Raw genomic sequence first — 12,867 nt, 5'->3', positions numbered from 1 at the left:
GCTTGCCTCCTGGCTGAGATGATTCGGACGGATGACGCAAAAGAGCGGAGCGAAAAGCGGTGCGAACCGGAACGCGCCCAGCATAGACGGATATGTCGGAGAGGTCCATTTGCGCAAATTGGCTGCGCCCGGGCGAGCTCACGCCCGCAGCCCGAGCCGGATCAAAAGCCTCAACGGCAGCGCGTGTTTCCGCTAAACTGCGCGCCGACCCTGCGCCTGCGGGATAACCCTAGGAATCTGGAGCCAAAACATGTTCGATCAGGAAGACGGCGAACTCAATGTCGTCATGGGCGTACTGTTCGGCATCATCGCCCTGGTGATTGCCTTTGTCATCGGCCTTGGTGTCTACAAGACACGCTCGGCGGCGCATCATGCGCCGGTTGCGGCGGTCGTCGCGCCGGCCGCGGCGGAGTTCGTGGAGATCGCCGAAGTCGGCGAACCCCTCGTCAAGATCTACTTCGACCTCGGCCAGACCGGGCTGCCGGCGGACGCTTCGGCCAGCATCGCAACGGTGGTTGCCGCACTGCGGGCCGAACCGGCGAAGCATGTGCTGCTCTCCGGCTTCCACGACGAGACCGGCGGTGCCGCGGTCAATGCCGAAGTGGCCAAGGGCCGGGCGCAGTCGGTGCGCAAGGCGCTGGTCGACGCGGGTATCCCGGCCGAGCGCGTGCTGATGCGTCGCCCTGCGGTGACCCTGGGTGGCGCCGACGCTGCAGAGGCACGTCGCGTGGAAGTCCGCGTGCAGTAATCGTTGCGTCGTTCGAAGCGCGAACGCAAAGCCGGGCTTGCCCGGCTTTTTTGCGCCTGTCGAGCGGGCTGGCGCGCACCACCAAGGTGCATCTTGATACATTCGGCATTTTGAATCCCGAATTGGTGCATGAAATGCACCGCTTTGGTGAATCTGGTGCAGAATAATGCGGTTTTGCGCATCGAACCCTGAGAAAGTTGGGTTCCGCACGCCGTTTTCATGTCCACACAGGTTCGAGCACCATGAAATATCAGTCCCTGGCCGAATTCCTGGCCTACGTCGAGCAGCGCAACCCTGGCCAGCCGGAATTCCTGCAGGCGGTCGGCGAGGTGATGGAGAGCCTTTGGCCTTTCATCTCCGCCAACCCCCGCTATGCCGAGCACTCCCTGCTCGACCGCCTGGTCGAACCCGAACGCGTGATCATGTTCCGCGTGTCGTGGGTGGACGACAAGGGCGAAGTCCATGTCAACCGCGGCTACCGCATTCAGCACAGCTCGGCGATCGGGCCCTACAAGGGCGGCCTGCGCTTCCACCCGTCGGTGAACCTCTCCATCCTGAAGTTCCTCGCCTTCGAGCAGACCTTCAAGAACGCGCTCACGACGCTGCCGATGGGCGGTGGCAAGGGCGGCTCCGATTTCGACCCCAAGGGCCGCAGCCCCGGCGAGGTGATGCGCTTCTGCCAGGCCTTCATCAGCGAACTGTATCGCCACGTCGGCCCCGACACCGATGTGCCGGCAGGTGACATCGGCGTCGGTGGCCGCGAAGTCGGCTTCATGGCCGGCATGATGAAGAAGCTGTCGAACAACGCCGCCTGCGTGTTCACCGGCAAGGGCTTGTCCTTCGGTGGCTCGCTGATCCGTCCCGAGTCGACCGGCTACGGCACGGTCTATTTCGCCAAGGCGATGCTTGAGCACGCCGGCCGCGACCTCAAGGGCATGCGCGTGGCGGTCTCGGGTTCGGGCAACGTCGCCCAGTACGCCATCGAGAAGCTCATGCAGTTCGGCGCCAGGCCGGTGACCTGCTCCGACTCCAGCGGCACGGTGATCGACGAGGAAGGTTTCACCCCCGAGAAGCTGGCCGTGCTCATGGAGATCAAGAACCACTATTACGGCCGCGTCTCCGAGTATGCCGAGCGCGTCGGTGCCCGCTTCGAGCCGGGCGTGCGTCCGTGGCATGTGCCGGTGCAGGTCGCGCTGCCGTGCGCGACGCAGAACGAACTTGACGGCAACGATGCCGCGACGCTGGTGAAGAACGGTGTGGTCGCCGTCGCTGAGGGCGCCAACATGCCCAGCACCGCCGAGGCGGTGAAGATCTTCGAGCACAACGGCGTGCTCTATGCGCCGGGCAAGGCGAGCAACGCCGGCGGCGTGGCCACCTCCGGCCTGGAGATGAGCCAGAACGCAATGCGCCTGTCGTGGACCCGCGAGGAAGTCGACGCCCGCCTGCAGGAGATCATGCTGGGCATCCATGCCGCCTGCCTGAAGTACGGCAAGCGCGAGGACGGCACGGTGAGCTATGCCGACGGCGCCAACGTGGCCGGCTTCGTCAAGGTTGCCGAGGCGATGCTGGCTCAGGGCGTGGTCTGAGCATCGTCGCGCATTTGGCGCGTTGCTGACGCGCTACCGGTGTACCAACCCACCCTTGCGGCCTGGCGCCGCCGGGTGGGTTTTTTTGCGCGCGGAAGAGGCTGGGACCTGATCGGTTAAACTCCGGTCCGACTTACGTTTGCAGGAGCAGTAACCCATGATCCAGGCCAACATCGTCCCGGTGACGCCTTTCGAGCAGAACTGCAGCATCCTGTGGTGCGACCGGACGAAGAAGGCGGCGGTCGTCGATCCGGGCGGAGATCTCGACCGCATCCTCGCCGAGGCGCAGCGTCTCGGCGTCACGATCGAGAAGATCCTGATCACCCACGGTCACATCGACCATGCTGGAGGCGCGGCCAAGCTGGCGCGCGAACTCGGCGTGCCGATCGAGGGGCCGCAGCAGGAAGACCGCTTCTGGATCGAGGGCATGCCGCAGCAGAGCCGGATGTTCGGTTTCCATGAAGTGGAGACCTTCGAGCCCGACCGCTGGCTTGAGGAGGGCGACACGGTGACGGTGGGCGAGGAAACGCTGAGCGTGATCCACACGCCGGGCCACACGCCGGGCCATGTCGTGTTCCTGCATGCGGACGCGCGACTTGCGATCGTCGGCGACGTGCTGTTTGCCGGCTCCATCGGCCGCACCGACTTCCCGCGCGGCGACCACCAGACGCTGATTCGCTCGATCCGCACCAAGCTGTTCCGGCTCGGCGACGATATCGTCTTCATCCCCGGCCATGGTCCGACCTCGACTTTCGGCGATGAGCGCGAAAGCAACCCTTACGTCGGCGATCACGCCTGAAACGCGTCCGTCCGCGACGATTCAGAACGCGAAAAAAACTTGTGACGCACGCCCTGTCGGGGCGAGCGTCACAAGTTTGTCGTTTGCTGACCGACTTCGGTGACAGCGATCGCCGTCACCGCGCCGTGATCAGCCGCGCGCTTTCAGCGCGTCGCGGATCTCGCGCAGCAGCTTCACGTCCTCGGGCTCGGGTGCGGGCTCCGGTTCCGGCGCCGGAGGTTCGGCGCGCTTGAGCTTGTTGATGGCCTTGATGGCGATGAAGATCGCGAAGGCGATGATCAGGAAGTTGATGATGCTGTTGATGAAGACGCCGTACTTGATGAGCGGCGCGCCGGCTTTTTCTGCGGCTTCCAGGGTGTCGTAGGCAGTCTTGCCGAGATTGACGTACAGGTTGCTGAAATCGACGCCGCCCACCAGCATGCCGACGGCAGGCATCACCACGTCCTTGACGAGAGAGTCCACGATCTTGCCGAAGGCGCCGCCAATGATCACGCCAACCGCGAGATCGATGACGTTGCCACGCATTGCGAATTCCTTGAATTCCTGCACGAAGCTCATGGGCAACTCCTTTTGCGAACGTTGTTGTTTGGGGGCATGGCGCGCCGTTGCGTCATATCCCGTTGCATGCCTGATACGAGATTGATCTTAACGCCGCGCGCAGCGCAATTACAGGGGGATGAGGCGGAAAACTCAGCGCGATTGCCCATTCAGCGGCGCGCCGGCCTGCGGCGAGGCCGCAGTCCGTGTGCCAGAATTCGCGTCATCGCCTCGCCGCCGCACCTCGCGGCCTGCGTGAATCGCCATCCGGAGAAGACATGCCGCTTCCTACATCCCTGCTCGGCCGCTTTCGCGTACCGGCCATCGCCGCGCCGATGTTCCTCGTGTCCGGCCCCGAACTGGTCATCGCCGCCTGCCGGGCGGGCGTGGCGGGCACTTTTCCGGCGCTCAACGCGCGACCGGCGGCCCAACTCGATGCCTGGCTGAGCGAGATCGACGCAGCCCTCGCGCGCTGCGGGCGCGATCAGCCCGCGGCACCCTGCGCCCCGCATGGCGTCAATCTGATCCTGCACGCGTCCAACGACCGCCTGCAGGAGGACCTCGCCACCATCGTGCGTCACCGCGTGCCCATCGTCATCACCAGCCTGGGCCATCCGGCCGAGGTGGTGAAGGCTGTTCACGCCTACGGCGGGCTGGTGTTCTCCGACGTGATCCATGCCTACCACGCCAGGAAGGCGATCGCCGCCGGCGTGGACGGCATCATCGCCGTCGCGGCGGGCGCCGGTGGGCACGCCGGTGGCCAGGGCGTGATCAGCCTGGTGCGCGAAATTCGGGAGTTCTGGGACGGCGTGCTGGTCGCCGCCGGCAGCATCTCCGATGGTGCGGCGGTGCGTGCGGCGGAAGTCCTCGGTGCCGATTTCGCCTACATGGGCACCCGCTTCATCGCCACCCGGGAGTCGATGGCGCCGGAGGCCTACAAACAGATGATCGTCGATTGCGGCGCGGCCGACATTGTCTATACCGACGCGATTTCCGGCGCCAACGCCAACTTCCTGTGGCCCAGCCTGCAGCAGGCCGGCTTCGACCGCGCCGCGCTCGCCGCCAGCGCCGGCAAGGGCAAGCTGCACGACATGTCCGAAGAAGCCCGCGCCTGGCGCGACGTGTGGAGCGCCGGCCACGGCGTGGCGACGATCCACGACATTCCCACCGTCGCGCAGCTCGTCGATCGCCTCGCCGACGAATATCGCGTCGCCTGCGCGCTGCCGCCCAGCGCCGCGGTGGCGCGCTGAACGGACTCGCGCGTGCGGCATCTCGTCCGGGTTCCTGCATGCTCGCCGTCGTCCAGGTCCTGATCAGCGGCGTCGCGCTCGGCTGCGTATATGGCCTGGTCGCACTGTCCTTCGTGCTGATCTACAAGGCGACCGAGACCGTCAGCTTCATGCAAGGCGAGTTGCTGATGCTCGGCGCCTTCACTGCGCTTGGCCTGCACCTGGGCGCAGGCTGGCCGCTCGCGGTGGCGGCGCTCGCCGCGGTGGCGGGCACGGCGCTGCTGGCTGCGGCGTTCGAGCGCATCGCGCTGCGCCACGCCGTCGGCCGTCCGCATCTGGTTGCGGTGCTGCTGACTTTCGGCCTCGGCCTGATGCTGCGCGGCGCGGTGGCCTCGGTGCCGGCGGCCGCGCAGGAAACCTACCGCCTGCCCCTCGCCTTGGATGTCGTGCAGATCGGTGCCGTGACGCTGGCTGGCGGGCAGTTGCTGGTGATCGCCGCCACCTTGCTGATCGCCGCGCTGCTGACGCTGTTCTTCCGCGCCACGCGAGCCGGCCTGGCCCTGCGCGCGCTGTCCGAGGACGCGCGCATCGCCGCGCTGATGGGCGTGCCGGTGGCGCGCATGCACACGCTGGCGTGGGCGCTCGGTGCCGGCCTCGCCGCGCTCGCCGGCCTGCTGCTGGCGCCGCTCACCTTCATCCACCTGAACATGGGTCTGGTGGCGCTGAAGGCCTTTCCCGCTGCGGTGCTGGGCGGGCTCACCAGCCTGCCGGGCGCGCTCGTCGCCGGCATCTTCCTCGGCGTGGTGGAGGCGCTGGCGGGGCTGATGCTGCCCGAGGGCGTCAAGGACGTCGTGCCCTATGCGCTGCTGATGCTCGGGCTGCTGCTGTTTCCGGCGGGTTTTGGCGCCGGCCGGGCGGGGCGATGACGCGGACCGTGCGCTGGCGTTCGGTCTTGTCGTGGGCCGCGCTGCTCGGGCTGGCGGTCCTCGCCTTCGGCGCCGACCATGCCTTGAGCCAGGCGACGCTGGTCGCCACCTATGCGCTGGCCGGGCTTGGTGTCGTCGTGGTGGTGGGCCAGGCCGGTCAGATCGCGCTCGGCCAGGCGGCGCTGGTGGGGCTGGGCGCCTACACCGAGGCCTTGCTGGTGACCGCAGGCGTGCCGTCGCTGCTCGCGATTCCGGCCGCTGCGGCGATCGCTGCGGCGGGCGGTGCGCTTGCCAGCCTGCCGGCACGCCGCCTGGGGGGGCTCTACTTCGGCATGAGCACGCTGGCCTTCGCCCTCATCGTCGAGGAGGCGCTGGTGCGCTGGGAGCCGGTCACGCGCGGCGCAGCCGGGCTCGCGGTGCCCGCGCTGCAGCTTGCCGGACAGGCGGTGGAATCGCCTGCAAGCCAGGCCCTGGTGAGTGCCGCCGCGCTGATCGGCGCCATGCTGCTGTGCACGAGGCTGTTCGATTCGCGCCTCGGCCGCGCATGGCGTGCGGTGCGCGAGGACGAGGCCGCCGCCGATGCCTGCGGCGTTGATCCGGTGCGCGCGAAGCTGCTCGCCTTCGTCGTCGGCGGCGCGCTGTCGGGCGTGGCCGGCGCGTTGTATGCGCACTGGATCGGCTTCATCAGCCCGGATCAGTTCGGGCTGATGTTCTCCTTCGAGCTGCTGATGCTCGCCTTCATCGGCGGCGCGCAGCGCCAGGCGGGTGCGGCCTGGGGCGCGCTCGTCATCGTCGCCATTCCGCAGGCGATCTCGGTGCTACGCGACGCGCTGCCTGGCGAGCTGGCACGCTCTGCGGGGCTGGAGACGGTGGTGTTCGGCGCAGTGATCGTGGCCGTCGTGCTGCTGCGGCCCCGCGGCATCGCAGGCGGGCGTTGAACCGCGCCGCCACGTCGTCGGGTGTTGCGGCGGCGGGCCAGGGCAACATTTACTGACGACTTCGGCGTGGACAGCGTGTGCTGCTGCCTTTTACGATCCAGCCCAACCGAACAACAACAGGAATACACGCAATGATGCGCAAACTGCTTCCCGCCCTTCTTTGCCTCTCGCTTGCCGGCGCTGCTCATGCCGGCGCATCGACCGTGCTCGGCGGCGCCATCGGCGGCGGCGTGGGTGCGGCCGTCGGTGAAGCGGTGGGCGGCCGCGATGGTGCGGTGATCGGCGGTGCCCTCGGCGGCGGCGTGGGTGCCGCGGTCGGCAGCAACGCCGGGCGCGAACGTGTGCGCGAGCGCGAAGTTGTGCGCTACGAAGATCGCCGCTACTACGACGACCACCACCGTCACCGCCACGAGCGCGGATACTTCTGCCCGCCGGGCCAGGCCAAGAAAGGCAACTGCTGATCGCAAGAAAGCGTAGGAGCGGGCTTGACCGCGACACGATGCGTCGTGTGATGTCGCGGTCAAGCCCGCCCCTGCATGGCGCTTCGTCCTGTCGGAGCCATGTCTTGGCGCGGGTGAGGGTATAAAGCGGATCCACGTCCATCAGACCGGAGATCCGTGCCCATGAATCTGCTTCTGAAGCTGGCGCTGGCCGCAAGCGCGAGCGTCTTCCCTGTCGCCGCCATGGCCGCTCCGGTCACCCCGGGCGTGACCGATCGCGAGATCGTGGTCGGCACCATCTCCGACCTTTCGGGCCCGATCGCCTTGCTCGGCGTGCCGGTGCGCGACGGCTTGCTGATGCGCTTCGACGAGGCCAACGCGGCCGGTGGCGTTCATGGCCGCAAGATCCGTCTGGTGGTCGAGGATTCCGGCTACGACCCCAAGCGCGCGGTGCTTGCTGCGCGCAAGCTGGTGCAGCGCGATCAGGCCTTTGCCTTCATCGCCGACATGGGTACGCCGGTGGTGATGGCCTCGATGCCGGTCATCGTCGACGCCGGCCGCCTGCACCTGTTCCCGTTCTCGCCGCACGAATCGACCTATCTGCCGCTGCATCCGCTGAAGTTCCAGAACTTCGCGCCCTACCAGACCTACATGGAAGCGGCCACCCGCCACATGGTGCAGACCCACGGCTACCAGCGCTCCTGCCTGCTGTACCAGGACGACGACTACGGCCTGGAGGTGATGAAGGGCGTCGAGGCGGCGCTCGGCAGGCTCGGACGTCCGCTCGTCGAGAAGACCAGCTACAAGCGCGGCGCCACCGACCTGTCGAGCCAGGTCGCCCGCCTGCGCGGCGCCGGCTGCGACTTCGTGGTGCTCGCCACGGTGGTGCGTGAGACGGTGGCGGCGATGAGCGAGGCGCGCAGGATCGGCTGGAAGGTCGACATGCTGGTCACCGCGTCCGGCTATTCGGCGCAGACACATGAGCTGGGCGGCGCGGCGGTGGAGGGGCTGTACGGCGTCAGCGTGCTGCCGCACCCGTATGCGGAGGGCGCCAACAAGCAGCTCGCCGACTGGATCCAGCGCTACCGCAAGCGCTACGGCGTGGATCCCAACGTGTGGAGCGTGATGGGCTATACACTGGCCGACATGTTCGTGCGCACGGCGGAAGCTGTCGGGCCGCAGCTCACGATCGGCGGCTTTGCCCGCACGCTGGAGAAGTTTGACTTCACCCGCGACTATTTCGGCAGCCCGGAATACCGCTTCACGCCCACCGACCATCTCGGCAACCGGTACGGGCGGCTCGCGCAGATCCGGAATGGAAAGTGGGAATTGATTTCGGATTACCTGAAGTGACTTTCCTCGTCCGTGGTCTCTCTTCCATGAAGGGCCTGATCGGTTAACCTGCAGCCAGGGATGTGATCTCCGGACCGGACCATGAGCAACGATCAAACGCGCACCATCACCGTCGCCTTCACCGGCGCCTCCGGCCTGCCTTATGGCGTGCGCCTGGTCGAATGCCTGCTGCAGGCCGGCTGCCGGGTGTGGCTGCTCTATTCGCAGGTCGCGCAGATCGTTGCGCGGCAAGAGATGGACTGGAACCTGCCGGCGCGCCCGGCCGACGTCGAAGCCGAGCTGTCGGCGCGCTTCAGCGCCGCGCCCGGCCAGTTGCGCGTGTTCGGCCGCGAGGAATGGTTCGCCCCGCCGGCCTCCGGCTCCAACCCGCCGGACGCGATGGTCGTCTGCCCCTGCACCATGGCGACGCTCGCGGCGATCGCCGGCGGGCTCAGCCAGAACCTGATCGAGCGCGCGGCCGACGTCGTCATCAAGGAAGGGCGCAAGCTCGTGCTGGTGCCGCGCGAGACGCCGTATTCGGCCATTCACCTGGAAAACATGCTCAGGCTCGCGCGCCTCGGCGTCTGCATCCTGCCGCCCAACCCCGGCTTCTACCACCATCCGCAGACGGTGCAGGATCTGGTCGATTTCGTCGTCGCGCGCGTGCTCGACCAGCTCGGCGTGCCACACCGGTTGATGGCGCGCTGGGGCGACGAAGGAGGGACGTCATGACCGATAGCGCCCGGATTCCGCTGTTTCCGCTCGGCACCGCACTGTTCCCCGAAGGCAGCCTGCCGCTGCGCATCTTCGAGCCGCGCTACCGGCGCATGATCGCCCAGTGCCTGAAGGCGCATGACACCTTCGGCGTGTGCCTGATCGCCGCCGGGCGCGAGGTGGGCGAGCCGGCCGTGCCCTACCTGCTGGGCACCGAGGCGCAGATCGTCAGTGCCGACCACCTGCGCAACGGCGTGGTGGACATCGTCGTGCGCGGGCGTCGGCGGTTCCGGGTGCTGGACCACGAGCTGGAGGAGGATGGCCTGCTCATCGGCACTGTGCGCTGGCTCCCCGAGCCGGTGGCGCAACCGATTCCGCGGCATCTTGCCGAGGTGGTGCCGCTGCTCGAGCGCCTTATCGAGAAGTTTGGCGGCGGCCATGTCGTCGAGCCGCTCCGCTTCGACGACGCCGTCTGGGTGGGCACGCGCTACGCCGAGTGGCTGCCGCTGAAGCCGGAGGCCAAGCAGCGCCTGCTGGAGATGGACGACCCGCTGGAGCGCCTCGAATTCGTGCGCGACACCTTGTACGAACTGGGCATGCTGCCCGACGATCCGGACGCGCCGCTTACGCGCTGAACAGGTCCGGAGCAGCCAGGGCGCCGAGGATGCGCCGCACGGGCGTCGGCAGGGCGGCATCGGCGAGGGTGGCCAGCGGCTGCCAGGCGTGGCCCGGCTCCATCGCGGCGGCGTGGGTGCGCCGGGCTTCCAGCCGCAGCGGCTGCATGTCGAGCACGAAGTGGGTGAAAGCGTGGGTCAGCGGCGCGAGCGGCTGCGCGTCGGCGCACTCCACTCCCAGCGCGGCATCCGCCCAGGCGGTCACGTCGGCGGCGGCGTCGGGGATCTCCGGCAGCGCCAGCAGCCCGCCCCAGATGCCGGCGGGCGGGCGGCGTTCCAGCAGCACGCGGCCTTCATGCAGGATCACCGCCACCCGTACGCTGCGCCGCGGCACCACCTTTTTCGGGCGTGCCGCCGGCAGTTCCGCCGTGCGGCCGTCGCGCCGTGCGACGCAGTCGTCGTGCAGCGGGCAGCGTGCGCAGGCGGGTTTGCCGCGGGTGCACACGGTGGCGCCGAGGTCCATCTGCGCCTGGATGTAGGTGCCGACGCCGCGCGCCGGCAATAGCGACTCGGCCAGCGCCCACAGGCGGTTTTCCACCGCCTTTTCGCCCGGGAAGCCCTCGATGCCGAACACCCGGCACAGCACGCGCTTGACGTTGCCGTCGAGGATGGGGGCGCGCTCGTCGTGGGCGAAGGCGGCGATCGCCGCCGCAGTGGAGCGGCCGATGCCGGGCAGCGTCTCGATCTCCACCGCGCTGCCGGGGAACTGCCCGCCGTGGCGCTCCACGACCTGCTGCGCCGCGCGGTGCAGGTTGCGCGCACGGGCGTAGTAGCCCAGCCCGCTCCACAACGCCATCACGTCCTCCACCGGCGCGGCGGCCAGCGCGGCGACGTCGGGAAAGCGCTCGAGAAAGCGCAGGTAATAGGGGATCACCGTCTCCACCTGTGTCTGCTGCAGCATGATCTCCGACAGCCAGATGCGGTAGGGATCACGCCCGCCCTGCCAGGGCAGGTCGTGGCGGCCGTGCTCGCGCTGCCAGGTGACGAGTTTGCGTGCGAATTCGCTCATGCGTTGTGTGCTTTCCCCGGCAGGCGCCCGGCACTCGACGCTGTTGGCGCCTGCCGCCATAATCCGTACCTGTTCATTCTTCCTGCCGCCTCAGCCGGCGCGGCAGCATTCCGTCCGATGTCCCAGCAGACCTTCAGCAGCGACGATGCGGCGCGGCGCTTCCGCAATGCGCTCGGCATGTTCGCCACCGGCATCACCGTCGTCACCACGCGCACGCCCGATGGTGTGCCGTTCGGGCTGACGGTGAATTCCTTCAACTCGGTGTCGCTCGAGCCGCCGCTCATCGTCTGGAGCCTCGCGAACGACGTGTCGATGCGCGAGCAGTTCGAAGGCTGCGAATACTACGCGATCAACGTGCTCGCCGCCGATCAGGAGGCGCTGTCGAACCGCTTCGCCAGCCGCGTCGACGACCGCTTCGCCGGCCTGGCCCTGGAAGACGGCGAGGGCGGCGTGCCGCTGCTGAGTGGCTGCTGCGCGCGCTTCGTGTGCCGCAACACCACGCGCCACCCGGGCGGCGACCACATCGTGTTCATCGGCGAAGTGGTGAGCTTCGACCGCGAGGAGCGGCCGCCGCTGATCTACCACGCCGGCGCCTACCGGCGGCTCGTCGACTGACCGGCGCAGCTCCGGTCCCCTGCTTTCCTGCCCACTCCTTTCCGGCCTCATTCCCATGGCTCAGCTCATCCTCAAGCCCGGCAAGGAACGCTCGCTGTTCCGTCGCCACCCCTGGATCTTCGCCGGCTCGGTCGACCGCCTGGACGGCCGCGCGCGGCCGGGCGACACGATCACCGTCGTCACCGCCGACGGCAAGCCGCTGGCGCGCGCCGCTTGGTCGCCGGAATCGCAGATCCGCGCGCGGGTGTGGAGTTTCGATGTCGACGCGGCGATCGACCATGCCTTCTTCAAGCGCGCGGTGGCCGCTTCGGTGGCACGGCGCGCGGCGATCCCGGCGCTGCGCGGGCAGCAGGGCGTGCGCCTGATCCACGGCGAGTCCGACGGCCTGCCCGGCGTCATCGCCGACCGCTATGGCGACGTGGTGGTGCTGCAGCTCACCAGCGCCGGCGCCGACAAATGGCGCGAGGCGATCGTCGCCGGCCTGGTGCAGGCCACCGGCTGCGCCGCGATCTACGAGCGTTCGGATTCGGAAGTGCGCGGCCTTGAGGGGCTGGAGCCGCGCACCGGCGTCGCGTATGGCGAACTGCCGGCGGGCGGGCTCACCATCGTCGAGAACGGCGTGCGCATGGAAGTGGATGTGGAGGGCGGCCACAAGACCGGCTTCTACCTCGACCAGCGCGACAACCGCCTGCTCACCGGCCAGCTTGCCGGTGGCCGCGAGGTGTTGAACTGTTTTTGCTACACCGGCGGCTTCTCGCTGCAGGCGCTGGCGGGCGGCGCGCAATCGGTGCTGTCGATCGACTCCTCCGGCCCGGCGCTGGAATCCGCGCGACGCAACCTGGCGCTCAACCCGCAGCTCGACGCCAGCCGCGCCGAATGGCTGGAGGCCGACGTGTTCAAGGCGCTGCGCGCGCTGAAGGACGACGGCCGCCGCTTCGACCTGATCGTGCTCGATCCGCCCAAGTTCGCGCCTTCCGCCGCGCACGCCGAGCGGGCCGCGCGCGCCTACAAGGACATCAACCTGTTCGGCTTCCGTTTGCTCAACCCGGGTGGCATCCTGATGACCTACTCGTGCTCGGGCGGCATCGGCCAGGAGCTGTTCCAGAAGATCGTCGCCGGCGCTGCCACCGATGCCGGTGTCGATGCGCGCATCATCTACCGTCTGTCGGCCGCGCCGGACCACCCGATCGGGCTGGCGGTGCCGGAAGGCGAGTACCTCAAGGGGCTCGCCTGCCAGGTGGGGTGAGGGGCTGCGCTTCCCTGCTACGAATCCGGTTTGGAGGCGGGGGGTGCGCTCCGTCAGGCTGCGCAACTCGACCT

The 12,867-nt window shown here is 68.3% G+C and carries 14 protein-coding genes; 12 read left to right on the top strand and 2 right to left on the bottom strand.

The window, feature by feature from the left end:
* Positions 1–250 precede the first annotated feature (250 nt).
* The 3 genes from GH664_RS05120 (at position 251) to GH664_RS05110 (ending at position 3,133) form a co-directional block, all read left to right on the top strand.
* Positions 251–748: an OmpA family protein gene (locus GH664_RS05120; RefSeq protein ID WP_153167051.1), complete on the top strand. Its 498-nt coding sequence runs from the start codon at positions 251–253 to the stop codon at positions 746–748.
* A gap of 242 nt (positions 749–990) precedes the next feature.
* Complete coding sequence (gene gdhA / locus GH664_RS05115; RefSeq protein ID WP_153167050.1) at positions 991–2,334, top strand: NADP-specific glutamate dehydrogenase; 1,344 nt, start codon at positions 991–993, stop codon at positions 2,332–2,334.
* A gap of 157 nt (positions 2,335–2,491) precedes the next feature.
* A complete protein-coding gene (locus tag GH664_RS05110; RefSeq protein ID WP_153167049.1) occupies positions 2,492–3,133 on the top strand; it encodes an MBL fold metallo-hydrolase in 642 nt (213 codons plus the stop codon).
* Positions 3,134–3,262: 129 nt separating this feature from the next.
* On the opposite strand, the gene mscL is transcribed toward GH664_RS05110, so the two are convergent.
* On the bottom strand, positions 3,263–3,691 hold the full coding sequence (mscL, locus tag GH664_RS05105; RefSeq protein WP_153167048.1) for a large conductance mechanosensitive channel protein MscL: 429 nt from the start codon (positions 3,689–3,691) through the stop codon (positions 3,263–3,265).
* A gap of 257 nt (positions 3,692–3,948) precedes the next feature.
* On the opposite strand from mscL, the gene GH664_RS05100 reads away from it, so the two are divergent.
* From GH664_RS05100 to GH664_RS05070, 7 genes are all read left to right on the top strand, one after another.
* Complete coding sequence (locus tag GH664_RS05100; RefSeq protein ID WP_153167047.1) at positions 3,949–4,920, top strand: nitronate monooxygenase family protein; 972 nt, start codon at positions 3,949–3,951, stop codon at positions 4,918–4,920.
* Between the two features lie 38 nt (positions 4,921–4,958).
* A complete protein-coding gene (locus tag GH664_RS05095; RefSeq protein ID WP_153167046.1) occupies positions 4,959–5,825 on the top strand; it encodes a branched-chain amino acid ABC transporter permease in 867 nt (288 codons plus the stop codon).
* A complete protein-coding gene (locus GH664_RS05090; protein ID WP_153167045.1) occupies positions 5,822–6,763 on the top strand; it encodes a branched-chain amino acid ABC transporter permease in 942 nt (313 codons plus the stop codon). The genes GH664_RS05095 and GH664_RS05090 overlap by 4 nt, the downstream gene beginning before the upstream one ends.
* 131 nt (positions 6,764–6,894) lie before the next feature.
* On the top strand, positions 6,895–7,224 hold the full coding sequence (locus GH664_RS05085; protein WP_228111401.1) for a hypothetical protein: 330 nt from the start codon (positions 6,895–6,897) through the stop codon (positions 7,222–7,224).
* 162 nt (positions 7,225–7,386) lie between these two features.
* Positions 7,387–8,556 carry an ABC transporter substrate-binding protein gene (locus GH664_RS05080; protein ID WP_153167044.1) on the top strand — a complete coding sequence of 390 codons (1,170 nt, stop codon included), beginning with the start codon at positions 7,387–7,389 and terminating at the stop codon, positions 8,554–8,556.
* 81 nt (positions 8,557–8,637) lie between these two features.
* Complete coding sequence (locus GH664_RS05075) at positions 8,638–9,267, top strand: flavin prenyltransferase UbiX (protein WP_153167043.1); 630 nt, start codon at positions 8,638–8,640, stop codon at positions 9,265–9,267.
* On the top strand, positions 9,264–9,884 hold the full coding sequence (locus GH664_RS05070; RefSeq protein WP_153167042.1) for an LON peptidase substrate-binding domain-containing protein: 621 nt from the start codon (positions 9,264–9,266) through the stop codon (positions 9,882–9,884). The genes GH664_RS05075 and GH664_RS05070 overlap by 4 nt, the downstream gene beginning before the upstream one ends.
* Here GH664_RS05070 and mutY read toward each other — a convergent pair.
* Positions 9,874–10,932 carry an A/G-specific adenine glycosylase gene (gene mutY / locus GH664_RS05065; protein ID WP_153167041.1) on the bottom strand — a complete coding sequence of 353 codons (1,059 nt, stop codon included), beginning with the start codon at positions 10,930–10,932 and terminating at the stop codon, positions 9,874–9,876. The two genes, GH664_RS05070 and mutY, sit on opposite strands and share 11 nt — an antisense overlap.
* 117 nt (positions 10,933–11,049) lie before the next feature.
* Here mutY and GH664_RS05060 point away from each other — a divergent pair, with 117 nt between their 5' ends.
* Together GH664_RS05060 and GH664_RS05055 are read left to right on the top strand one after the other, a co-directional pair.
* Entirely contained in the window at positions 11,050–11,547 is a 498-nt protein-coding gene (locus tag GH664_RS05060) for a flavin reductase family protein (RefSeq protein WP_153167040.1), read from the top strand.
* Between the two features lie 55 nt (positions 11,548–11,602).
* Complete coding sequence (locus tag GH664_RS05055; RefSeq protein ID WP_153167039.1) at positions 11,603–12,793, top strand: class I SAM-dependent rRNA methyltransferase; 1,191 nt, start codon at positions 11,603–11,605, stop codon at positions 12,791–12,793.
* Positions 12,794–12,867: the final 74 nt, after the last annotated feature.

The organism is Thauera sp. 2A1, from assembly GCF_009469595.2.
GTDB lineage: Bacteria > Pseudomonadota > Gammaproteobacteria > Burkholderiales > Rhodocyclaceae > Thauera.
The sequence above is the reverse complement of the archived record's forward strand: the minus strand, read 5'-3'. Positions and strand labels throughout refer to the sequence as shown.

What these genes read in the sequence shown, in the direction of transcription:
- GH664_RS05120 (WP_153167051.1), top strand. Translation starts at nt 251, where the DNA reads ATGTTCGATCAGGAAGACGGCGAACTCAATGTCGTCATGGGCGTACTG.
- gdhA (WP_153167050.1), top strand. Translation starts at nt 991, where the DNA reads ATGAAATATCAGTCCCTGGCCGAATTCCTGGCCTACGTCGAGCAGCGC.
- GH664_RS05110 (WP_153167049.1), top strand. Translation starts at nt 2,492, where the DNA reads ATGATCCAGGCCAACATCGTCCCGGTGACGCCTTTCGAGCAGAACTGC.
- mscL (WP_153167048.1), bottom strand. Translation starts at nt 3,691, where the DNA reads ATGAGCTTCGTGCAGGAATTCAAGGAATTCGCAATGCGTGGCAACGTC.
- GH664_RS05100 (WP_153167047.1), top strand. Translation starts at nt 3,949, where the DNA reads ATGCCGCTTCCTACATCCCTGCTCGGCCGCTTTCGCGTACCGGCCATC.
- GH664_RS05095 (WP_153167046.1), top strand. Translation starts at nt 4,959, where the DNA reads ATGCTCGCCGTCGTCCAGGTCCTGATCAGCGGCGTCGCGCTCGGCTGC.
- GH664_RS05090 (WP_153167045.1), top strand. Translation starts at nt 5,822, where the DNA reads ATGACGCGGACCGTGCGCTGGCGTTCGGTCTTGTCGTGGGCCGCGCTG.
- GH664_RS05085 (WP_228111401.1), top strand. Translation starts at nt 6,895, where the DNA reads ATGATGCGCAAACTGCTTCCCGCCCTTCTTTGCCTCTCGCTTGCCGGC.
- GH664_RS05080 (WP_153167044.1), top strand. Translation starts at nt 7,387, where the DNA reads ATGAATCTGCTTCTGAAGCTGGCGCTGGCCGCAAGCGCGAGCGTCTTC.
- GH664_RS05075 (WP_153167043.1), top strand. Translation starts at nt 8,638, where the DNA reads ATGAGCAACGATCAAACGCGCACCATCACCGTCGCCTTCACCGGCGCC.
- GH664_RS05070 (WP_153167042.1), top strand. Translation starts at nt 9,264, where the DNA reads ATGACCGATAGCGCCCGGATTCCGCTGTTTCCGCTCGGCACCGCACTG.
- mutY (WP_153167041.1), bottom strand. Translation starts at nt 10,932, where the DNA reads ATGAGCGAATTCGCACGCAAACTCGTCACCTGGCAGCGCGAGCACGGC.
- GH664_RS05060 (WP_153167040.1), top strand. Translation starts at nt 11,050, where the DNA reads ATGTCCCAGCAGACCTTCAGCAGCGACGATGCGGCGCGGCGCTTCCGC.
- GH664_RS05055 (WP_153167039.1), top strand. Translation starts at nt 11,603, where the DNA reads ATGGCTCAGCTCATCCTCAAGCCCGGCAAGGAACGCTCGCTGTTCCGT.